The sequence below is a fragment of the Leptospira semungkisensis genome (assembly GCF_004770055.1).
Lineage (GTDB): Bacteria > Spirochaetota > Leptospiria > Leptospirales > Leptospiraceae > Leptospira_B > Leptospira_B semungkisensis.
Genome location: NZ_RQEP01000010.1, coordinates 26,778 through 49,761, shown reverse-complemented (window position 1 = coordinate 49,761; position 22,984 = coordinate 26,778). Strand labels below are relative to the sequence as shown.

15 protein-coding genes are annotated in these 22,984 nt (G+C 43.7%); 12 read left to right on the top strand and 3 right to left on the bottom strand.

What is annotated here, in order from left to right:
* Positions 1–14 precede the first annotated feature (14 nt).
* From EHO59_RS07930 to EHO59_RS07895, 8 genes are all read left to right on the top strand, one after another.
* Positions 15–1,271 (top strand): chloride channel protein, encoded by a 1,257-nt coding sequence (locus EHO59_RS07930; protein ID WP_135586642.1) that lies wholly within the window; start codon positions 15–17, stop codon positions 1,269–1,271.
* A 62-nt stretch (positions 1,272–1,333) separates the two neighbouring features.
* Positions 1,334–3,382, top strand: coding sequence for a sensor histidine kinase (locus EHO59_RS07925; protein WP_246052753.1), 2,049 nt, complete (start codon positions 1,334–1,336; stop codon positions 3,380–3,382).
* A gap of 35 nt (positions 3,383–3,417) precedes the next feature.
* Positions 3,418–5,199: a DNA mismatch repair endonuclease MutL gene (mutL, locus tag EHO59_RS07920; protein ID WP_135586640.1), complete on the top strand. Its 1,782-nt coding sequence runs from the start codon at positions 3,418–3,420 to the stop codon at positions 5,197–5,199.
* Between the two features lie 47 nt (positions 5,200–5,246).
* Positions 5,247–5,801: a YqaA family protein gene (locus EHO59_RS07915; protein ID WP_210413055.1), complete on the top strand. Its 555-nt coding sequence runs from the start codon at positions 5,247–5,249 to the stop codon at positions 5,799–5,801.
* Between the two features lie 45 nt (positions 5,802–5,846).
* On the top strand, positions 5,847–6,086 hold the full coding sequence (locus tag EHO59_RS07910; protein WP_135586636.1) for a hypothetical protein: 240 nt from the start codon (positions 5,847–5,849) through the stop codon (positions 6,084–6,086).
* A complete protein-coding gene (locus tag EHO59_RS07905) occupies positions 6,070–7,332 on the top strand; it encodes a replication-associated recombination protein A (RefSeq protein ID WP_135586634.1) in 1,263 nt (420 codons plus the stop codon). The genes EHO59_RS07910 and EHO59_RS07905 overlap by 17 nt, the downstream gene beginning before the upstream one ends.
* A gap of 135 nt (positions 7,333–7,467) precedes the next feature.
* Positions 7,468–7,908 (top strand): OsmC family protein, encoded by a 441-nt coding sequence (locus EHO59_RS07900; RefSeq protein WP_135586632.1) that lies wholly within the window; start codon positions 7,468–7,470, stop codon positions 7,906–7,908.
* Positions 7,909–8,156: 248 nt separating this feature from the next.
* Positions 8,157–8,336 carry a hypothetical protein gene (locus tag EHO59_RS07895; protein ID WP_135586630.1) on the top strand — a complete coding sequence of 60 codons (180 nt, stop codon included), beginning with the start codon at positions 8,157–8,159 and terminating at the stop codon, positions 8,334–8,336.
* A gap of 57 nt (positions 8,337–8,393) precedes the next feature.
* On the opposite strand, the gene hisC is transcribed toward EHO59_RS07895, so the two are convergent.
* Positions 8,394–9,491 (bottom strand): histidinol-phosphate transaminase, encoded by a 1,098-nt coding sequence (gene hisC, locus EHO59_RS07890; protein ID WP_135586628.1) that lies wholly within the window; start codon positions 9,489–9,491, stop codon positions 8,394–8,396.
* Between the two features lie 44 nt (positions 9,492–9,535).
* Positions 9,536–11,143: a peroxidase family protein gene (locus EHO59_RS07885; protein ID WP_135586626.1), complete on the bottom strand. Its 1,608-nt coding sequence runs from the start codon at positions 11,141–11,143 to the stop codon at positions 9,536–9,538.
* A gap of 184 nt (positions 11,144–11,327) precedes the next feature.
* Between EHO59_RS07885 and EHO59_RS07880 the strand changes: the two genes are divergently transcribed.
* The 4 genes from EHO59_RS07880 (at position 11,328) to EHO59_RS07865 (ending at position 18,042) form a co-directional block, all read left to right on the top strand.
* Complete coding sequence (locus EHO59_RS07880; RefSeq protein ID WP_135586624.1) at positions 11,328–13,052, top strand: EAL domain-containing protein; 1,725 nt, start codon at positions 11,328–11,330, stop codon at positions 13,050–13,052.
* Between the two features lie 256 nt (positions 13,053–13,308).
* Positions 13,309–13,695 carry a response regulator gene (locus tag EHO59_RS07875; RefSeq protein ID WP_008597002.1) on the top strand — a complete coding sequence of 129 codons (387 nt, stop codon included), beginning with the start codon at positions 13,309–13,311 and terminating at the stop codon, positions 13,693–13,695.
* A 15-nt stretch (positions 13,696–13,710) separates the two neighbouring features.
* Positions 13,711–15,963: an ATP-binding protein gene (locus tag EHO59_RS07870; protein WP_135586622.1), complete on the top strand. Its 2,253-nt coding sequence runs from the start codon at positions 13,711–13,713 to the stop codon at positions 15,961–15,963.
* 12 nt (positions 15,964–15,975) lie between these two features.
* Positions 15,976–18,042 (top strand): methyl-accepting chemotaxis protein, encoded by a 2,067-nt coding sequence (locus EHO59_RS07865; protein ID WP_135586620.1) that lies wholly within the window; start codon positions 15,976–15,978, stop codon positions 18,040–18,042.
* Between the two features lie 58 nt (positions 18,043–18,100).
* On the opposite strand, the gene EHO59_RS07860 is transcribed toward EHO59_RS07865, so the two are convergent.
* Positions 18,101–22,936, bottom strand: a complete 4,836-nt coding sequence (locus tag EHO59_RS07860) for a PAS domain-containing protein (protein WP_135586618.1) — start codon at positions 22,934–22,936, stop codon at positions 18,101–18,103.
* Positions 22,937–22,984: the final 48 nt, after the last annotated feature.

The window sequence follows — 22,984 nt, the reverse complement described above, 5'->3', positions numbered from 1 at the left end:
AGATCGGATAGCTCATGGACCGGATCCAATCCTTCTTTAAGAATCCAATTTTCATTATCTCTAAGAGAAATCCTTTCATGCTTTCTCGTTGGAGTATTCTTTATGTACTCCTTGGGATCTTTGCGGGATTATTCTCCGCTTTATTTTGGAAATGCTTAGAGTATATCACCAAGCTTCTGTCCAATTTCGAAGGACAATCCATCATCTTAATCATGACTGCCTCCGGTCTGTTGATCGGGCTCATTATTTATTTTCTGGGAGAACCTGGAGAAATCTCATTAGTAATCGATAATATACGTTTCAGAGGTGGAAAGCTCGATCCCAAGAATAATCCTTCTATGGCTCTTTCTTCTCTCTTGAGTATTTCTTCCGGAGGAAGTGCCGGACCCGAGGCTCCTCTTGTTCAGATCACTGGTTCTTTTGGAAGTTGGTTTGCGGAGAAGATAGGTCTCGAAGGAGAGGAGCTTCGCTCCATGACGATTGCAGGAATGGCGGCAGGATTTACTTCCTTATTCGGATCTCCTTTGGGTGGGGCATTATTTGCTCTAGAAATCCTACAACATAGACATGTGGTGGAATATTACGAGGCATTGCTTCCCGCATTTCTTTCCAGTTGTAGCGCATACTTCGTATTCTTATTCATGACAGACATAGGCATAGGACCTACTTGGGAATTCCCCCAATACATTCCTGGAGGGATTGAGGATTTTCAATATGCGATCCTATTCGGGATTGCAGGCGCCCTAGTCGGTTGGGTCTTTTATGGAATATTCCAGATCACTAAATTTTCTTTTTCTAAAATTCGACTTCCTATCTTCGTAAAGACAACCATAGGCGGGCTTCTCTTAGGTTGTATCGCATATTACGAACCTTTGACCAGATATTTCGGTCATGATCAATTGAACGAGATCGTAGTTAGCAAAGGAAGTTGGATGTTTTTCGGGGTGCTTGCCCTTCTTAAGATCTTATCCATCAATATTACTGTATCCAGCGGATGGAGAGGAGGGATCATTATACCTCTCTTCTTCTTGGGAGCAGTGTCCGGAAGATTCTTCATGGACTTCTTCCCATCCGAAAACGAATCCTTTTTATTGATCTGTTTGATGGCTTCTGTGAACGCGTCAGTCACCAAGACTCCGATCAGCACAACGATCCTGTTGACTGGACTCACTGGGGTTTCGAATTTTACTCCGGTTCTATTCGCTTCTTTGACAGGTTATTTCCTTTCTCCTAAGGCTCCCTTTATTCGTTCTCAAGCAGATTCTGTTTAGCTTCTTCTTTTCAGAAGAAGGATCCGGATTCTCCTCGACGATTTCCTATAAAATGGCGGAAGATGCTTTCGATCCGAATGGGAAGCTTCTCTAAAATATCTCTCTTTGTCTGGAGTCTTTTGCTTTTCTGCGTCTCTTGTACTCCTTCTCCCGGTAGGGCCGGTTTAAAAAACGGCGCATTGGATTGGGAAGAGTTTCGCAGTAGAGGCGAATGCTTTCGTATGACTGGAGATTGGAAGTTTGCTTGGTTGGGAACTGAACCGGACACGAGCCTTCCTTTGGAGCCCAAAGAATTTTCTCTCCAAGAAGTTCCCGGTAGCTGGAACAAAAGCGAATGGACTGCGCCTGCTCCTTCCGAATATCCGAAGTATGGAAGAGCCTTATACAGAGTAGAACTTCATTCTGAAAAACCGGTGGAGAGCCTTCATCTGGTATCTTATGATCAAGGAACAAATTACAGGATTCTATTTAATGGAGTTCTAATGCACGAGGTGGGGAGAGTAGGAGATCCTTCTTTAGAAGCCTTAGAATTAAGGACAAGTTATGTGATCCTTCCCGCTTGGCAGGGAAAAGCGAATTTAGACTTCGAGGTCTCCAACTATCATTATAGAAAAGGAGGACTCTGGAAGCCTCCTATCTTCGGGACTTATTCCTGTATTAGTCGTTACTATATGGATCGCAGGGACTTGGAGAGTATTTTATGTGGAGGTATCTTCTTCTTAGGTCTTTTTCATATTTGCGTCGCCGCGTTTTATAAAAAGGATCCGTCTGCATTGATCCTTGGATTCTTTGCGATCCTTGTGGGACTTAGATTATATTCCACAGGAGTTCGTCTCATGCCAGAGCATCTTCTGGTGGGACCCAAGGTTTATCTCAGAACTGAATTCATCAGCTGGTTTCTGGGAATGCCACTGGCTCTCCATTTCTTGCGCACGGTTTTTCCTGTGGATTTCGGCAAAAGATCCTTGCAGATCAGCTATTGGGTAGCGGGGATTTTTACTGCGATCACTCTATTCACCGATCCTGAAATTTATTCTTATCTAATCACTCCTTCTTATGTAATGTACATTTTTGCCGGGCAGGCTTCTCTCACGATACTCGCACATGCTGTCCGCAAGAAGATGGTGGGAGCTCGTATCTATCTGATCGGTTTCATCATTCTACTCATCCTACTCGGGAGCGAGATCTTATTTCATGCGGAGGTCTTCGATTCTTGGGAGATCAGCGGGGTAGGAGTCGGGATTTTCATGCTCTCTAATTCGCTTTCTCTTTCGAGCAAGATGCTAAGCGGTTTCAGAGAAAGAGAGAAAGCCCAAGAAATGCTGAACACCAACTTAGAAGAATTGGTCACAAAGAGAACTAAACAGTTGGAATCCGCAAGAGACGAGGCCGAAGCAGCGAACAAAGCAAAGAGCGAATTTTTAATCAACGTAGATCACGAGGTCCGTACTCCGATGAACGGGATCATGGGCATCACCCAAATGCTCTTGGATTCTGATATCAATCCCGAGCATAAGGAAATGTTGGAGCTTCTTAAAAGAAGCGGGGACGCGATGATGGTGATCCTGGGTTCCATGCTGGATGCTTCCAGTTTGGAAAAGGGAACATTATATCTTTTGAATAAACGATTCAACTTGAGGGCCTCGGTTTATGAGGCTGCGATGAGAGTAGAAGATAAGATTCGCAGAAAAGGGCTCCAATTTTCAGTGGTCGTAAGCGATACTCTTCCCGAAGCAGTCGAAGGGGATGAGGAGAGATTTAAGGCAATGCTTCTCGTGCTCTTAGAAAATGCAGAAAAGTTCACGAGCCAAGGTTCCATTAAGCTTGTAGGTGAGTTGGTTACGGAGACAAAGTTCCAGTATAGGGTTCGATTCCAAGTTCAGGATACAGGCATAGGCATCCCTGCAGATAAACTCACTTCTATCTTTAATCCATTCCAGCAAGTGGATTCAGGGGTGACCAAACCATTCCAAGGAGCGGGCCTGGGTCTTTCCCTTTGCAAGGCACTCGCCGAGAAAATGGACGGAAGCATTTCCGTAGAAAGCAAGCCAGGTTTTGGCTCTGTCTTTACCCTAGAAATCGGCCTATCCAAACCCGAAATCCAATCTTGACATAAGACTTCCTCGGACCAATCTAGGTCCCATACATGGGAAGGATCCAGGAACTCAGTCCGGAACTCATCAATCAGATCGCCGCGGGAGAAGTCATCGAATCGGCTCATTCCGTTCTGAAAGAAATGATGGAGAACTCGGTGGATGCAGGCGCAGACACCATAGAAGTGGAGTCCAGGGATGGAGGTCTTACCTCTCTATTACTCTCTGACAATGGATCCGGCATCCAAGAAGAGGATATTCCTCTCGCACTCCAAAGACATGCTACGAGTAAGATCAAAACTCTGAGAGATCTAGAGTTAGTCGCTTCTTACGGATTTAGAGGAGAGGCACTGGCCTCTATCGCTTCCGTTTCCAAGCTTACCTTGGAGACAGGAACTGGGGAGACGACTGCTTGGAAAGTACATGCCGAGAAGGGACAGATCCAATCCAAGGAAGCTATCCCAGGTTTCAAAGGAACAAAGATCTTAGTAGAAGATCTTTTCTATAATACTCCAGTTCGTAGGAAATTCCTCAAGTCTGTTCGTTCTGAAGATAAGAAGATCAGAGATCGGGTTACAGTACAGGCTCTTTCGAGAGAAGATATTCGATTTAGATTCGTTCAGGACGGAAAGGAAATCTTTCGTCTTTCTCCCAAAGATAAGAGGGAAAGGATCATAGATCTATTTGGAGAGAATTTCAGAGACCATTTATTGGAAGTTCAACTAGAACGCAAGGGCTGGAAGGCAAAAGGATATATAAGCGATCCGGATTTCTATAAATCCAACCGAACAGGACAATTCATCTTTGTGAATGGTCGTCCTGTAGAGATTAAATACTCTTCTCATCTATTAAAAAAATGTTATGATGAATTATTGCCTCCGAACGCGCATCCGTATTGTTTCTTATTCTTCGAAGTAGATCCGGAAGCGATAGATGTGAACGTTCATCCTGCCAAGAAAGAGATCCGTTTCTTGGATGAGGAAGGTTTCAATACGTTCTTTTTACAGCTGATCCAAAAAGAGCTGAGATCCAGCACTCCTGTGCGCTTTTTAGAACTGAAGAATCGTTTGCTTCGTCCAGAGCCGAAGAGAATGGAAAGCACTCTCTATTCTTATTCCCAACATACTGGGGGAATGGAACAGCAATTGTTAGGTTCTACACTTTATGAAGAAGTCAAACATTCTCCTTCGTTTCCCGTGGAAGATGTGGGTCCTGGATCTAGGTTAGAAGATCTGACCGACATTCCTATCAAGCATTCCGAGTTTATTCCAAAAAAACATTTCGGTCTTTTGTTCGAGACATTCATTCTTGCGGAAGGCGAGGACGGTTTCTATATCATAGACCAACATACCGCTCACGAAAGAATCCGCTACGAAGAAGTTCTTCGCAAATTAAAGAAGAAAAATTACGGTATCCAACCTCTTCTCACTCCGATCCGGATCCCTGTTTCGAAGCAAGAGGCAGAGGATATCAAGGATAGATTGCCCGAATACCAAGAAGTCGGACTGCAATTGGAATCTCTGGGAGAAGATAGCATGGTGCTCCGAGAAGTGCCTGGCTATTTTTTGCCGGGACATGAAAAGGAAATCGTATTAGATTTTCTGAATCGAACCGGTGGCAAGGAAGTCCCCGAACCTGAGCTCTATGATCTGATGGCTAAATGCGTTGCCTGCAGATCCGCAGTCAAAAAAGGAGATCAACTCTCCGATCATCTGATTGCGGAGATGTTAAACAGACTCAGTTATTGTGAGAATCCTTCCCGTTGTCCTCATGGGCGCCCGACTCTTGTGAAACTAACTCGTGAAGATCTAGAAAGAATGTTCCATCGCAGGTAGATGATTTGAAAACAGGATCCGCAGAAACCAAAAACTCCACAGACAAAATGCTCTCTCAGCTATTGAAGCAGACTCTGATCGCCAGTGTGCTTCTATTCTTAGGAGTCATATTTCTAGCTAGATTCTTTAGCGAAGAAGTGAAACTGGTAGCCGAATCCTTTCTAAGCTATACCGGAGTTCCTGGAGTCGGATTGGCTATCTTGATCGCCGATTCGGTGCATGTGTTTCTTCCTCCTGATACGTTCCTGATTTTGGCGGTTGCTGCAAAGATGCCTGATTTCTGGGTAATCTTCTTCGCATCTTTTGGGTCTTTGATTGCAGGCGCCTGTTCGTATGCACAGGGAAAGTATCTTCTTCCTAAGCTGGATACATTCACTAAATTCATGAGAAAGCATGAAGAGAAATTAGAAGTGTATGTAAAGAGATTCGGGTTTTGGGCCGTGGTCTTAGGAGCCTTGACTCCACTTCCTTATTCTTGGACATCAGTGGCAGCAGGTGCAATGGGAATGAAATTCAGACTTTATATGCTTGCCGCACTTTTTAGGATCCCCCGTTTCTTTCTCTACTACTATCTAATCAAAGGTGGATGGATTGCGATCTGAACATTCGGATTGACGGAGCCTAAGATCGGATTTATGAAAGGTTAGATGATGGACGACTCTCCTCGCTTAATACCAAAGACCCGCAGGGAATTAATCTTAGAAAATCTAGATTGGTTTAGTCTACCTGTGCGCATCGCCGAGTTGGTGGAGAATGTTTTGGACGGAAAGATCAGAGAGCAATCTTTGGTTTGCTGTCATAGCGCCTGCGATGTTTGCAATGCAACGATTCGTTCCTGCGTGCGCAAGGTCCAAAGGGAATTGGAAGAACTTGGGCAGTCTATTTGAAAAAGCTCCTCTGCCTCATAGGATCAGGCCTTCTGCATTTGCTCAAGTGATCGGGCAAGAAAAGGCCAAACAACAATTACAAAAATTTAAAGAACCTGTCAGCATTCTTCTCTACGGACCACCTGGAACGGGAAAGTCCACGATCGCAAAGATACTCGGAAATACCTGGAAGCTTCCCTTTGTGGAATACAACGCGGTTACTACCGGGGTAGCGGATATAAAGAAGCTGTTAGAAAGATCCGAAAAAGAGGGAAGCATCCTTCTATTCTTGGATGAGATCCATAGATTCAGTTCTTCTCAGCAAGACAGTCTCTTAAAGGGAGTCGAGACGGGAAGTCTTGTGCTCATCGGTGCTACTACGGAAAGTCCTTCCTTTCGTATTACAAAACCATTATTATCCAGATGCCAGGTGCTTCGTTTAGAACCACTCGGAGAAAAGGAATTATTCGAGATCCTCTCTCGGGGAATAGACTCCTTGGATCCTAAACCGGATCTAACGGAAGAGGCTTGTTCATTGCTCGTTCGATATTCAGGAGGGGATGCAAGAAAACTTCTATCCAATTTAGAAGGTCTTTCTCTTTCTTTCGATGCAGGTGCTAATATCCAAGCGAGTGATGTGAATACTTTCTTAGAGAGCCGAGTCATCGAATATGATCAGAGTGGGGAGAGCCATTACGATGTGATCTCTGCATTCATCAAATCGGTACGAGGAAGTGATCCTGACGCTGCCTTATTCTACCTTGCTCTGATGTTAGAAGGAGGAGAGGATCCTCTTTTTATCGCAAGACGTTTGATCATTCTGGCCTCGGAGGATATAGGGAATGCGTCCGTCCACGGACTTCCTCTCGCCATTGCCGGTCTCCAGGCTTTAGAGACGATTGGAATGCCAGAAGGAAGGATCGTTCTAGGGCAAGTGACTTCTTTTCTCGCATCCTGTCCTAAATCCAATGCTTCTTACTTGGGGATCAATTCCGCTCTTTCTTTTGTGAAGGAAAGAGGACCTAGTTTAAAAATTCCTAATAGACTTAGGAATGCTCCGACTGCCTTGCATAAAAAAGAAGGAGCGAGCCAGGGCTATAAGTATCCTCATGATTTCGGAGGATTTGTGCCGTTTTCTTATTTTCCGGACGATCTCTCCGAGAATCCACCTCAGTTCTATAAGCCTACCCGCAACGGAATGGAAGCAAAGATCCGAGAACATCTTTCGAACATTTGGAAGAAGTTTAGAGGAAAGGATTACGACTGATCTTCCCCGCTAAACGTTTGGGCATCGGACTAATTTACTGTTCATTAAAGCGAACAAATCATCTGCAATAACATGTAATGTGATTCCCTTTGAGAAAAAACAAAGCAAGGTCCTCTCATATTTGGGAGGACCGGCATGGCGAATACGGTATTTGAAAGTAAGGCATCTTGGGCGGGAGGATTGAAATTAAATCTCCAATCCAGGAATCATAAATGGGTCGTGGATGAGCCTGAGATCTTAGGTGGAACGGATCAGGGACCGAATCCCGTAGAACTAGTGTTAGGTGGTCTGGCGAGTTGCGTAGGAGTTCTTGTTTCTCTTTATGCTCCTGCTCATAAAGTCGAATTGAAGGATTTCCAAGTGCATGTAGAAGGTGATTTGGATCTAGACGGATTCCAGGAGCTTGCTCAGGTGCGTCCTGGATTTTCAGAAATCCGGTACAAAGTGGAGATCCAATCCGATTCTCCTAACGAGAATATTGACTCTCTTCTTAGGCATATCAATCGGATCTGCCCTGTAAAAGATACCTTGAGTGGGGTCGATGTTCTCTCTCAAAACTCTCTAGTGGCAAAGTGATCTAGATCTTCTCCGAGTCTTTTGAAGAAAGCCTTGTCACTCAGGCCTTCGAAAGACTCCAAGCTCCCTTCCTAAAAAGAAACACCTACTTGTAATATTTCAGTCATCCGCTTGTTGTAGATAAGGACTAAAGTTTAATACAGCGAAAATTTTTTGACATAATGCGGTAATGAAAAACCGGCTTTCCGTCGAAACTAAAAGGGAAGCTTAGAGGTCTTACCGTCCAAGACGAAAAATGGAGGTTTCGAATGTTTCAATCCGAGCGTGATAAGCAGGAAAAAGGTGCTCATCTTTCTTCCTCTCCGATTCCGGTACGAAGAGAATTCTTTCGTTCCGAATTAGGAAGTAATTCTGCTAAGAGTAAAAAAGCGGAATCCAAAAGAGACGAAAAGGTAGTTCGCCTCAGACCTGATCTTTACGAAAAATAAGAATAACGGCCGCTTCTAAACGAGACGAACCTCGGTGAGGCCGTTATCTAAAACTTATTATAAAAGTTTTTCCAATCTATCCAAAACAATATCGTTTTGTTCCGGTTTTCCGATCGTAATACGGATCGCATTCAGACCGTAACTCTTTAAATTCCTGAGAATAATCCCTTCTTTCAAGAGTGTTTCGAATAGTTGAGTCGACGTTAGGCGAGCTTTGTCCAGTTCTATCGTGATGAAATTTGTATAAGATTCAAAGTAGGAGAGTCCCTTTGTCCTAGCAAATTCCTCGTATCTTAACAATTCTTTCAAATTGGATCTCAAATAATCATCTACGAACTTTCTATCTTCTAAGGCTACTGTTGCCGCAAGCTGAGACAATTGAGAAACATTAAAAGGAGCTCTGAGCTTGTAAAAGGCTCGGATGAGTTCCTCGTTTCCGATCCCATAACCGATTCTCATTCCACCGAGACCATAGATTTTGGAGAATGTATTCGTATACAATACATTCGGAAATTTAGAGATAAGCTCGGATGCTTGCACTTCCTTCTTAGGATCTCTGGTCTTTCCGAATTCCATATAAGCCGCATCTACGACTACCATGGTTTCAGGAGAGATCTTTTCCAAGAATGAGAATAAATCGTCCTTGTTTAGGGCGTCTCCGATAGGATTGCAAGGAGTACAGATAAAGATGATCTTAGGAGAATTCTTCTTATAAGAATCCAAAAAGAGATCCAGATTGTGCAGAACTGAGTCTACGGAAATCGTTTCCGCTCCGCATTGCCCTGCATATATGGAATACATGGAGAAGGTCTTGCCATTCTGTAGGATCTTGTCTCCTGGATTCAGGACGGACCGGGTGGCAAAATCGAAGATCTGATCGCTACCATTTCCTTGTATTACGTTTTTTGCATCAACTCCATGAGTCTTTGCTAAAGCTTCCTTCAGATTTCGATAAGAATCATCCGGATAAAGTGGCATTTTATACACGGCTTCCCGAATCGCATTCTCGACCTTTGGAGAGGCTCCGTAGGGATTTTCGTTGGAAGCAAGTTTAATTACCTTTTCCGGAGAGATCCCATATTCTCTGACTACGAGTTCTATCGGTTTACCGGCTTCATAAACCGGGATCTTGTCTAGTGCAGGTTGAAAGCGCATCTGACTTCCAGAAAAAATTGCGCCTGAGATTCTTCCAATCGTTTTTAACCGACTACTTTGCAATACGCAGCGGAGAAATCCTTGAAGAATAACTTCTCATCCAATGCGTATTGAAGGACCATTCTTTTAGTCTCTTCGGATCCGAGTAAGGAACGATCGCAGGCAAGCATCTTGTTTCCTCCGTCCGTGAGTAGATCCTTGTAATAGTCATTATTGAATTCATTTGGAGTATCGGTAAAGGAACCTCGCATATGCCAGCCTAGAGTGTGAGTGCCGAGCAATGCCACCATTTCCTGAGTGGAGAATCCCATTCTCGCAAAATACGCTTGAGCGTCCTTTACGTCGGGAGAATCCACAGGCATTTCCATTCTTCCCTGAGGATACGGTGAGTCCTCTCTTCCAGGTTGGAGCTGGATCCTAGGTCCTCCCGCTTTTTCCAATGCGATTGCGCCGCTTAATGCGATCAGATCGGAGAAAGAAGGTAGATTGTCTCTTCCTTCTTCTTTCGCTTTCTGAAGAAGGGACATTAGAATTTCTGCATGCTTTCTAACTCCTCTGTTATCATCTTCCCCTAAAATAGAAGGAAAACGAAACGAACCCTCGAGTCCAAGCCAGCTTCCATCGGAGGAAAAGATTGCTGCGGCATGAAACACTAGACGGACCCAAGAGCCTGCTTCTTTTACGTCTACCTTGTCCCAGAGTCTATATCGAATCTCTTCCCAGGAGCTTTCCTCACAATTGTTTTCTGTATCTAAGATTTCGTGGATCCTATGGCTTCCCACTTTGCCTTTCAATTTTGTCTGGAAACTTCTTCCCTTGATCACTCTATCTTTTACCGCCTCATAAACGGTGTCGGAGATAAGAAGTCTTGCCTTTGCCTTCTTCGTTGTAGATTCTATTCTACTCGCCGAATTCACCGTGTCTCCGATCGCAGTAAATGTCATGCTGAGAGGATGTCCTAACTTTCCTAAGATTGCTGTGCCGTAATTGATCCCTATCCCGATCTCGAATTGAGCACCTAAATGATTTTTTAAATAAGAGTTTAAGGCTTCCAACTCCTTGCCCATTTCCAGTCCGGCTCGGATTGCAGCAAGGTTCGTGCGACGCGGATCCGATTCTTCCAATCCGAAAATCGCCATGAGTCCATCACCGATGTACTTATCGATGGAGCCTCCGAATTTTAGCACCTTCTCTCCCATTCTATAGAAGTAGCGGTTTAGAATATGGATCACGTCATACGGCAAATGAGATTCGGAGAATCCGGTGAAATTTCGGATATCGCTGAATAGGATTGCTACCGGTTTTTCCATGCCGGAAACTTCGTCCGAAAATGTTGCCGCGAGAGTTTGATCCTCTTCGTCGATGACTAATCGTCGAACAGTAACGTCTCCGTTTAATTTGGTTTGGCAGGCGAGCCGTATATTCTGTGGAAATCCTTTTCTCCCCGAAAGTGCGATCTCTTTTTCGTTTCGAGGAAGAAGATGCTCTTCTCCTTTTTGGACAAGCACCCTGCATGTCGAGCAACGTGCGTTTCCTCCGCAAGCATGAGTATGGGGAATACCCGCGTCTAAGGAGATCTGGAGCAGGGTTTTTGAACTTTCTGATTCTTGTATCTCTACTTCTTTGTCGTTCTCGAAAATAATTTTAATCATACGAAATACTGCGATCGGTTTAGTCTTCTGATCCTTGTTGATCTTCTCGGATCGTTTTCAATTTATCATTGAACGTTGTTTGGACTATCCCATACTATCCACGGAATTAGAATAAAATTATTTTGCGCGGAAGCTCGGTCATCCTTTTTTGCGTCTAATACCGGAGTCCGTCAGAGAACAACTCGTGAAAACCGACGAAAATGGATCCACAGATAAAGAGTCCCGTCAGCGCTCCGTAATCTTATGCGTAGATGATGAACTTATCATCCTTCGAGGATTAAAAGAACAATTAAAAACGGCGTTTGGGAAAGAATACCAGATCGAGGCTGCGGACAGTGCCGAGCTTGCCTTGCAGATCGTAGAAGAATGCAATCAAGCAGGCATTCATATTCCCGCAATTTTAAGCGACCAGGTGATGCCGGGGATTCGGGGGGACGAATTCCTGATCAAGGTCCAAGAAACCAACCCGAATACACGCAAGATCATGCTTACCGGCCAGGCTACTGCAGAGTCGGTGGGAAATGCATTGAACCGCGCCAATCTGTATCGCTATCTTTCCAAGCCTTGGGACTCGAACGACCTTCTTATGACTGTGAAAGAAGCAGTTCGCTCCTATGAATCGGATCTTTCTCTCTCCGAATTGAACCAGAAATTAGAAGAGGCGCTTCTTTATAATAGAGACTCGGGTCTTCCTAATTTAGAATCCTTACGCAGAAAATTGGATCATAGCATGGAACAAAAAGAGGACGCTCTTCTTGCACTCATTCGGATCGAATCCACTTCGCTTACCACTAGAGATTTTGGGGTTGGACTCTATAAGGACCTAATGAAGAAGTTTCTGGATTCTCTCAAATCCATTCTGGGAAATTACGGAGAGGTCTTTCACGTATATGAGGATGAGGTGGCGATTCTAGCGAAAGTGCCTGAGGAGGAGTTCCTTCCTCATTTGATCGCTTTTCGAATCCTTTTGCGTTCCGATTATTTCACCACTGCGGGAATTTCATTTCGTATCAATGCGACGATTGCGACTGCAAGCGGCAAGAAGGACTTATATTACAAGGCAAGACTCGCCTTAGTCAAGGCAAGCCAAGAGCCTGAATTTGACTCCGAGTCGGGCATTTATTCTTACTCTGAGAAGATGGACGACCAGGATCTTTACAAGATCAATATGGATCTTGGCAAACGTTTGAATCAGGCGATTCACTCCGGGAATGTGGTCCCTTATTTCCAAGGGATCATGGACAATAAAACGGGTAAGGTGGAGAAATTCGAATGCCTCGCTCGGATTGTGGAGGACGGCAAGGTTTATGCGCCTGCGAGCTTTCTGTATCTGGCAAAGTCTACCGGATTGCTTCGAAGGATCAGTCCGATTCTTTTAGAAAAGGCCCTACGCAAGTTTGCGGATTCTCCTTATTCTTTCTCTATCAATCTATCCGAAACTGAATTAGAGAGTCCTAGTTTTCCGAAATGGGCAGCTTCTAGAATGGAATATTACGGAATAGATCCTGCTCGCATAACATTCGAGATCTTGGAGACAGCAAGCTTTCATGGAAATCCAGAAAGATTGAAGGTCATTGCGGGCCTAAAAGAGTTAGGGTCTCAAATTGCAATCGACGATTTCGGAGTGGAGCATTCTAATTTTTCTCGTTTGCTTGAGATCCAACCCGACTTCATTAAGATAGATGGAAAATTCATCCAATCCTTAGAAAGAAATAGGACAGCATTCATTCTTACTTCTGCAATTACCGAACTTGCTCATAGAATAGGCGCCAAGGTAGTGGCAGAATTCGTGTCTACTCCGGAGGAATTGGAAGTAGTTCGTTCTCTGGGAATAGAATATTCGCAAGGATACCTGATCATGCAGCCTTCTCCGGATATCACTCCCACTTCGATAAAAATTATTGAGTAAAATTTAGACCATTTGCCGCCTATCTATGTCTTTCTTGCACTGCGAAAGAAATTGATCTACTTCCTCTTTTAGCCACTAGATACTTTGGTCTATTTTTTTGCTCGATCGTTGGGATTTGAAACCTTTCTAATTCTATATCCGAAAATGAGTTGCAAACTTGATTCATTGAGTAACTATCCTTCTTTTGCTTCGAATTTTCGTCGGGGCATTTCGTTTATTTTGTTCGTCTAAATTGTAAGTAGGAACCGGGGGAGCGGTGGAAAAAGCGATTCTTTTTGTCGATGATGAGGCGCTCATATTAATGAGTATGAAATCCCAGGTGAAACGTCATTTGGGAGATACATACCGCTATGAAACTGCGCTTGATGCTTCCGAGGCGATGCAAATCATCGAGGAACTCGTTACCGAAGGAGTCAAAATCCTGATCGTAATCTCCGATTGGTTAATGCCGAATATTAAGGGGGACGAGTTCCTTAGGATCGTTCACCAAAGATATCCTGAAATACAAAAGATCATTATCACCGGTCATGCGGATATCGCATCGGTGGAAGCTCTGAAAAAAGAAATCAATCTTTACAGCTATTTGAAGAAACCCTGGGACGAAAAAGAACTCGTAACCACAATCACTTCTGCTTTAAAATAATAAGGTCGGCTTTGCATGAGCCTACGGACTCGCTTCTCTCTTTATTGCGCGGCGGTTCTTGTAACATTCTCCGTCATTCTCACTCTTCTCGTCGTGGTCTCCGCATATTATGATGCGAGAGTATCTTCTCAGGAAGCAGCCTTAGCTAAGGCAGAAAGCGCCTCCTACGAGATCAGAAAACTTTTTTCGGATGGAATGTTCAAGTTGGGAGAGCTCAAGACCAGGTGGGAGCTTTCCAAACCCATTCGGACGTTTGCAGAGCAAGAGCTTGTCGATTCCTTCATTCAAGACAAGAGATTCTTAGGAGCCTGGGCCATCTTCGAGCCGAATGAATTTGATGGCCAGGATCGTGTCTACGCAACTCGTAAAGGTTCCCGCCCCAACGGTAGGTTTATACCTTACTTCTATCGTAATTTAAAGAATCCTGATATTATCAATACAATAGAATGCATGTTCTATGATAATACGGATGGCTCTGGTGACTTCTATCAGGTTCCCAAACGAACTCTAAACGATTTTCTGGGAGAGCCGTATTTGTATCCGATAGACGGAGAGAAAGTCTTCATGATATCTCTGGCCCGTCCTGTTATTCGAGCAGGAAAATTCGTAGGAGTGGTCGGGCTAGATCTAAAGATCTCAGACATTGAGCAGGAATTATTTTCGAATTGGCCTTTTGAAAGCGGGTATATCGCACTTCTTTCTCCGAGAGGGATCTACGCGGCTCATAGTAAGAAGGGGATTCTACAAGGTAAGAATGCTGGCCCTATCAGCGTAAGGGACTCCATTCTAAAATCCTTATCTACCGGTCAGCCTTTCTTTCATGAGACGGCAGAGGGTAGATCCTACGTATTTCCTTTTCATGTTGGAAATTACGGACAGAATTGGGCGATAGAAGTACATGTTCCTGATTCGATACTTTGGAATGATCTAGGTCCGATTATTCTTCGCTCTCTTCTTATTACATTTACTCTTTTGCCGGTTTGTCTTTTCTTTATAGATCGCTTCTTTTGCAAGTATGTGTCGGAAGGAATTTCCTCTGCTTCTATGTTTGCGGATTCTTTAGGAGGAGGAAATTATTCGGTCCAGATTCCGGATCGGGAATTTAAGGATGAGATCTTTCATCTATTCTCCGCATTAGAGAATATGAAAGAGAAATTACTGAGAGCGATAGACCAACAAATTCGCTCCGAGAAGATCTTACAAGAGTCGGCGGAGATCGTAGCTAGAAACGAGATCATCCGATTGCAAAAAGAAGAATTAGAAAATACTCTGGGAGAATTGAGAACTGCCCAAGAGACCTTGCTCAGAAACGAAAGGCTCGCGGCGATCGGTCGGATTTCAGGTGCGGTAAGTCATCAGATCAATAATCCTTTGGGTGCGATGAATGCTGCCAGGGAAAATATTTCATTCTATACTCTTAGAATCGTTTCTCTTCTTCCTATCTTGGTAGAATATTTAGCGAGTGCTGATCCAGAAGAAAAATACGCATTCGATACTACATTCCAAGCTATATTAGAAAATACGAAAGAAACTATAGGTAAGAAATTTAGAGAGACCAGGCGTGCAATCGAAGCCTTCTTAAGAGAAGAAGAAGTAGAGGAAGCAGGGGACAAGGCCGCGGTGATCGCAGAGCTTGGCTTCTTGGATTGTCCTAAACTAGTATTGCATTTATGTTCTTCTCCTGAATGGGAAAGGATCTCAGAGTTCTTTATGGCGGTCAGAGGTCTATGTGTTTCGGAAGAAGTCATACATAGATCCACAGACAGAATGTATAAGATCGTCTCTGCCTTGGAGACGTATTCCGGTATCACAAGAGAAGGTGCCGAAAGACTAGTGAAGATCTCCGATACTGTGGAAGCTGTATTAGGAGTTTATGAAGGAGCCGGAGGAAACCGGGTTACTGTAGAGAGAAATTATATCTCAGACGCAATGATGAGATGTGTGCCTGAGGATTTGGTAAGGCTCTGGACCCAGGTCGTGGACAATGCGTACCAAGCCATGTCCGGAGAAGGAAAACTAAGAATCCATATCTTTAATATCGGGACCGATGTCACATGCGAAGTAGAAGATAGCGGGCCTGGGATCCCCAAGAGCATCAGAGAAAAGGTCGGAGAAGTACTTTCTTCCGGCAAGATGGAAGGAGTAGGGGCCGGTATAGGTCTCGCAGTAGCAGCTTCCATTTCAAAAAAATACGGAGGAAGTTGGGATTGGGAAAGCGAGCCTGGACGTACTGTCTTTCGTTTTACCTTTCCTAGAATTTCCCAATAAGGAAATCAATCAATGAGCATTCGTTATCGGATCTCTCTTTACTTAAGTCTTGTTCTTCTTACTGGCTCTTTAGTATTAGCCGGTATTAATTCATTTACTTCTTATTTTAGTTTGAAAGCCCAGGTGGAGTCCGGCTCCAATATGGCGGGCAAAAGATACGAATATGAAATTTCAAACTTTCTGAATTTGGTATTAGGATCTTTGAGAGGATTCCAATTTACTTTAGAATCTTCTAAACTAACTCGACCGGAAGTGGTGAATGCTCTTAAGAAACTTGCCGATACAGACACTCATTTTTTCGGAACTTGGGTATTGTATGAGCCGAATGGATTCGATGGACAAGATGCAAAATTCAAGAACACTCCGTATCATGATGCAACCGGAAGATTTATCCCGTATTGGAATCGCGCAAGCGGAGAATTACAGATCACATTTGCGGAATCCTATGATGTGGATGATGTAATCAGTTTCTTCTATCGAATTCCCAAGAAAACACGCAAAGATTTTATTTCAGACCCATACGTATATTCCGTTGGAGGAAAGGACGTACTCATGATCTCAGTGGTAAAACCTCTTCTTAAGGGAGGGAATTTTATCGGAACTGTGGGAACTGATATAGCCATGCAGAATCTACAGGAACAGTTGGGATCCATTCGTCCGTTTCGAGGAGAAGGTTATCTTACTTTGGTTTCTCCTGATGGAATCTATGCTGCGAACGGTGGGAACCCTTCTCTCGTAGGAAAGCCCATTCCCGATGAGTCGGTTCGAGAAAAAGTAAAAGAGTTAAACGCAAAAGGGGCAGATTTTAGCATCCACCAGGGCGGCTCCACTCACTATTTCTTTCCTTTCGTATTAGGAAATTATGATAAATCTTGGGCAGTAGAAGTGTCGATCCCGGACTCTATCTTCTGGTCGGATCTAAGAGGAGTGATCCTGCAGACGATTCTTTCTTCTCTTGTAATCATGGTGATGATCCTTGTGATCTTGAATTTGATCTTCAATCGTTTGATTACTTCAGGACTACTAGAGGCGATCGGTTTCTCGGAAAAAATAGCAGATGGAGACTTGACAGCTTCTGCTGAGATCAAGAGAGAAGATGAGATAGGTAAACTGCTAAAGTCCATGGATACGATGAAGGAAAATCTTTCCAAGATCATCCTGGATATCAAGACATCCTCTACGAAACTCAACCAAACCTCTGATAAGATGGCGGATTCGTCTCGTAACTTCTCAGACGTAGCCCAAACCCAGGCTTCCGCTGCAGAAGAATCTTCTGCCGCAGTCGAAGAGCTTGCAGCTTCTGCAGATAATGTTCGTCATTCCATGGAGAAGGCGATCGAGAACATGAAGGAGATCGATTCAAATGTGGTTCTCCTACGAGAACAGATTGGAACGATCAATAGTGAGATGCAGACCTTATCTAAAGTGGCTTCCGAATCACAAGAGAGAGCGATCACTGGTGAGAATGCTATGGGTGCGACGAACCAGGCTATGGATGAGATAGGGGAGAGTGCGAGTCGTATCAACGAGATCCTTTCGATCATCACGGAGATCTCTGAAAAGACAAACTTACTCGCATTGAATGCAGCGATTGAGGCAGCTAGGGCTGGAGAGGCTGGTAAAGGCTTTGCGGTAGTAGCAGAAGAGATTGGTAAACTTGCCTCTCAGACCTCGAGCTCAGTGCAGGAGATTGGAGAGTTAGTAGATTCAACGAATAATGCAGTTCATAACGGAAATACGAAAGTGAAAGAGGCGAGTGAGATCCTTCGTAAGCTTAGGACAAGTGTAGATTCATTCGGTTTATCAGCGAAGAAGGTATTGGACTCAGTTAGCACTCAGGAGAAGAACACTCAAGACATCCATCAATCTGCAACTTTCTTAATGAACTTCAGTTTGCAGATAGAAGAGGCAGTCCAGGAACAGAAGAGGGCAACAGACGAGATCACGAAGACAATCCTTTCGATTTCTGAGGGAACCCAGGAAGTTGCTTCTGGAGCAGATGATCTTACTTCTTATTCCGGAGAGATGCACGGACAGTCGGAAGGACTTCTGAGATCTGTAGATAAGTTCAAACTCTAGGTCAGAAATTTGCATATAGTTTCTTACAAGTAGTCAAATGAGCAAGAAACTATACTATTTAAGGTATATCTAATATTCCTATATGTTTCGCTCTTAGGATCGGAAGAAGGATCCGAAATGTAGTCGCTCCCGGAGCGGTTTCTACCTCTATCTTGCCTTCGTGTTTCTCTACGATCTTTTTAACTATATCTAATCCGAGTCCGCTCCCTTCTCCCGGGAGCTTGGTAGTAAAGAATGGCTGAAAGATCTTATCTAAAATCGCTTCGGGAATCCCCGGTCCATTGTCGCTGATCTCAACCGCAATACAGTCCGATTTTTTGTATGCCTTGATCTTAATATTGCCTCTGAAATCCATTGCTTGCAAGGAGTTGTAGATCAAATTTGTCCACACGTGCATTAGATCGTCCGGATAACATAAGATTTTCGGAATATCTCCGTATTCCTTTGTGACATTGATCCCTTTCTTGAGTTGGTTCTGATAGATAGTGAGTACGGTCTCTATATTCTCCGGAATCGAAGCCAGCATCTTTTCCGAAGTCGTATCGAAATGGGAGAAGTTCTTGAGAGCGTATAAGATCTTGGAGACCCGATCCACTGCCATCTGTATCGTATTCGTATTCGAGAAGAAGAACGCCTCTAAAGTGGAATATTCTAAGAGTACATTTGCTCGGTCGCAACGTAAAAACGGAATAGCAACCTTGGGCAATTCTTTGAATCCCATATCCACAAGTGCTTCTGCAAATGCGTAATGATTTGGAATATGCAATTCTTGTAATTGAGATATGATCGCTTTCTTTGCATTCCTTTCCTCCATCCCAGCTAACTGTTCTTTGGACTGTCTCACCAATCCTAAGAATACTTTGAAAGATTCCACTTGCTCTGGAGTCATTGCCGCTAAAACTGTCTGTACGTCCGGTAGGATTGTTTGGAAACGAATTAGGCTTTCTTGTAGATTCTGGTTGGAAGCTTGTACCGCTCCGATCGGGTTATTGATCTCATGAGCGACACCGGCGATCAATTGTCCTAATGCCGCCATTTTTTCGGATTGGATGAGTTGAGCCTGTGCTTTAGTAAGATTTTCTAATGTTTCTTGGAGCTCATTCTTTTGCATTTCAATGAGGCGATTTCGAACCGTGATCTCATCATTGATCACTTTTAATTCGCGTACTTCTTGCAGAGCAGAGGTATCGGAAATACTGATAGCAGCCACATAAGAATCTCTCTCCGTATAGAAATGCACGCTTCCTATCGCAGAGAAAATTTGTCCATTCCAGCGTACCGCTTGCAGTTCTAAATTCTCTGAGCTTTCAAAAGAACGTATCCTCGCATGAAGAGTTGCCCAGGAATCCGGAGTAAATAGAGAAACCGGAGAGATGGAATATAGATCCTTTTGAGAGAATCCGAAGATACGTAGAAAAGCCGGATTGATATCCAGGATCTTCTCCGTCCTTGGATGAAGGAAGATGATCGCCTCATTCGCAAAACGATAAAAGGTTTGGAAACGAGCTTCGCTTGCCTTTAATTTCTCTTCCGATTTTTTTCTGTCAGTAATATCCATGATGATGCCGGCCATTCGGATCGGCATCTTTCCGGATTTTCTGTAAACCTGTCCTCTCGCTTCCAGCCAATGCACGGTTCCATCAGGATGGAACATTCGATATTCTAGATGTACATCCGAAGATCCTCCTCGGATGCTTGAGCGTATGGATCTTTGGATCCTTTCCCTATCATCCGGATGCGCAAGATCCATGAAATAACCTGGTTTTCCTTGGTTACTGTCCACAGTTTGCAACCCGAAGATTGCAGCCGTATCGGAAGACCAATATACGGAACCATCAACTAAGTTCCAGCTCCAGGTTCCCATCTTGGAAGCGTTCAATGCTAGACGGAGTCTCTCTTCGGATTCCATGAGATCGTTTTGGGCCTGTCTTCTTTCGGTGATATCGGCCATTGCACCTAAAAGTCGATTGGTCTCGAACTTTGAGTTTGTAACGAAGACTCCTTTGTCTTCTACAATGATATAATTTCCGTCTTTTCTCAAGAATCGATACTCTGCAGTAAAATGTCCTCCATTCTCTCTCGCATAACTTACGGAACGGAGGACTCTGGTTCTATCTTCAGGATGAATGAATTCGGTTCTTAATGTTTCGTCTACATGTTGGAATTCTTGGAAATTATATCCGGTAATCTTTTCGACCGCTCCCGCCCATGTTATTTTTCCCGAAGGGAGATCCTGATCGTATACGAGCTGGCCTGTTTGTTCTGCCACCCTTCTGTATCTGTCCTCGTTCTGCTTTAAGGCTTTTTCCGCCAATAATGATTCAGTAATATCTAATATTAGAAAAACTAGATTTGTTATATTTCCTTCCGAGTCCTTGATCGGAGCTCCGTTGATAGATAGGAATTTTTTCCTTCCCTGATCGTCTTCGATCGCATGTCTTACATCGTAAACCGGCTGTCCGGATTTCATGACTCGGACGAAGGGTTGGTCCTCCATAGTCCATTCCCCGCCGTCTATAGAAGTTGCCTTCCATTCCGGAGCGTTGTACTTTCTGCTTTGGATCTTGTCCAAGGTCAGTCCTAAAACCCTTTCTGCGGATGAGTTTGCATAGAGTATGGAGCCGTCCGGACTAAGCACAGTGATCGCAGCAACGGACGTCTTCATGATTTCGGATAATAGATCTCGTTCTGCGACTAACTCTGCATGCTTTCTCTTTCTTTCTAAAGCGTTGGTTAATAATTCTCCGATCGCTTTCAAGCCGGAGAGTTCAAAGTCTGTGAATTGATGCTCTCTTTCTTTTAAGGTCTTCTCCGAATTGATGCCTAAGCCTCCTACGATCTTTCCTTCGAAAGTAAGAGGAACAGCCACGAGAGATTTTATCGTCAAGGCCTGGATAGGCATCTTTATCTCTTTGTCTAAAGAAACCACTCCTTCTACGTCTGTAACCACCATGGAACCACCGAGAAGAGTCCTACTCAAAGGATGTTCCGGATTGATCGTAGTTTCCTTTTGCCAGGTTTGGGTTTGGTTCTTTGCATTCGGATGAATATATTCACACACGAGAGTGCGTATCATCCGATCCAGATCATAGGTAACTAGATTTCCTCGATCCATATTAAAGAAATGTGTTACTTTCTTGATGGTATTATAAATCGCCTCTTCAATCTCTAAAATCGGCTGATTGATGAGTTCTGTAGAAATAGAGGAAGTTAATCTTTCGAGATCTCTTTTTCTTTCTTCTTCTTTTTCCTTTTTTCTCTGTAAGGAAATGTCCTGGATCGTTCCGAGTAATTTTTGAACTCTTGCTTCTGGATCTCGGATAAAGTCTGTTCGATTGAGTAGGATTTTTTCCGTTCCGGAAGGAGTAAGAGATCTATATTCTATTTCCTCAGCGATTCCTTCTTGGACGGATCTAAGGAAATGCTCGGAAACCCTTTCCCTATCGTCGGGATGGATACTTGATAGCATGCTCGGGTCTTCTAGATCAGTGGTCTCTAAAATCTGATACAACTCTTCTGAGGCTTTCAGTTTTCCACTAGCGATATCATATTCCCAACTTCCTACTTTCGCCGTTTTTTGTGCACGATCCAAGAAGAGTTTCGTTTCGAGTAACTCATCTTCCGTTTGCTTTTGTTCGGAGATATCGATATGGATCCCAATCATTCGGATCGGATTTCCTTGGGAGTCCCTTTCTGCGATCTTGCCTCTGGTTAGGATCCATTTGTAGGAACCATCTTTGCATTTCAGACGAAATGCGGTAGAATAGGCCTCCACTTCTCCTTTTACATAACTCTGCCAAGCCTCGTTCGTTTTGTTTCTGTCGTCAGGATGTAGATTATCATTCCAAAATTCGTATGTAGGATTTATATCTCCCGGTTTGTAGCCGATCATTTTCAGCCAATTCTCATCTACATGATGTTCGTTGGTGAGTATGTCGAAGTCCCAGATACCCAAATTGGCGCCTTGCACAGCCAGATCTAAGGTTCTTTCTTTTTCTGCTAAGATCTTTTCCGTTTCCTTGGATTCATTGATATCTAGATGGATACCCAAGGCTCGGATCGGCTTTCCTTTCTTATCTCTTTCCCAAACCTTTCCTCTAGAACGGATCCATTTCCAAGATCCGTCCTTGCATTTCATTCTAAAATCAGCATCAAAAAGTTCTAATTCACCTTTTAGGTGGCGATCCAATTGATCTACAGTTTTTCGATAATCTTCAGGATGAACCGAGGATTCCCAAAACTTGTAATTCGGTTCCAATTCCGAAAGAGTATAACCAAGAAGAGAAGCCCATTTCTCGTTTGGCATAATACTTCCATCTACTATATTCCAATCCCAGAAACCAAGATCAGCACTCTTGATCACTAGATCTAATCTTTCTTCTTTACTTTTAAGTAATGCTTCTGCAGCAAGTTCGGATCTTAAGTCTATTATATTTCCGCGAACTAGATTGGAGGTGCCAGGGATCAATACTAGATGGATCTCACATGGTATAACAGTTCCATCTCTATGCGCATGATTCCATCTAAAGACTGGCGTCTCACCTCTTAGTGCAAGACCGACCTTTTCCATCGCGAAACTTTTAGAATCTCGCCCGTTCGGTTGGAATGGAGGTGAGATATCACTCGGACCCATAGCGAGAAATTCTTCGCGAGTGTATCCGAATAGGATCTCTGCAGTGGAATTGATTTCTTCGAATACACCAGTCTCGGTATTTAGAATCGTTATTACGGAAGGGGAATAGTCGACTAATGTGCGTAGTAATTTGGAATTCAATTCCGAAGCGGAAAGAGTTTTGATCTTCTTTTCCAGCTCTGCGATCTTTTCGTTCGCAGCTTGTAGCTCGGTCTCGCTAGTTCTTTTATTAGCCGGCGGTTTTATTTTTTTAGAGTCCACTTATGATTTAGTAGAAAGCGAAAAATCTAATTTGAAAACAAAAAATAG

What these genes read in the sequence shown, in the direction of transcription:
- EHO59_RS07930 (WP_135586642.1), top strand. Translation starts at nt 15, where the DNA reads ATGGACCGGATCCAATCCTTCTTTAAGAATCCAATTTTCATTATCTCT.
- EHO59_RS07925 (WP_246052753.1), top strand. Translation starts at nt 1,334, where the DNA reads ATGCTTTCGATCCGAATGGGAAGCTTCTCTAAAATATCTCTCTTTGTC.
- mutL (WP_135586640.1), top strand. Translation starts at nt 3,418, where the DNA reads ATGGGAAGGATCCAGGAACTCAGTCCGGAACTCATCAATCAGATCGCC.
- EHO59_RS07915 (WP_210413055.1), top strand. Translation starts at nt 5,247, where the DNA reads ATGCTCTCTCAGCTATTGAAGCAGACTCTGATCGCCAGTGTGCTTCTA.
- EHO59_RS07910 (WP_135586636.1), top strand. Translation starts at nt 5,847, where the DNA reads ATGATGGACGACTCTCCTCGCTTAATACCAAAGACCCGCAGGGAATTA.
- EHO59_RS07900 (WP_135586632.1), top strand. Translation starts at nt 7,468, where the DNA reads ATGGCGAATACGGTATTTGAAAGTAAGGCATCTTGGGCGGGAGGATTG.
- EHO59_RS07895 (WP_135586630.1), top strand. Translation starts at nt 8,157, where the DNA reads ATGTTTCAATCCGAGCGTGATAAGCAGGAAAAAGGTGCTCATCTTTCT.
- hisC (WP_135586628.1), bottom strand. Translation starts at nt 9,491, where the DNA reads ATGCGCTTTCAACCTGCACTAGACAAGATCCCGGTTTATGAAGCCGGT.
- EHO59_RS07885 (WP_135586626.1), bottom strand. Translation starts at nt 11,143, where the DNA reads ATGATTAAAATTATTTTCGAGAACGACAAAGAAGTAGAGATACAAGAA.
- EHO59_RS07870 (WP_135586622.1), top strand. Translation starts at nt 13,711, where the DNA reads ATGAGCCTACGGACTCGCTTCTCTCTTTATTGCGCGGCGGTTCTTGTA.
- EHO59_RS07865 (WP_135586620.1), top strand. Translation starts at nt 15,976, where the DNA reads ATGAGCATTCGTTATCGGATCTCTCTTTACTTAAGTCTTGTTCTTCTT.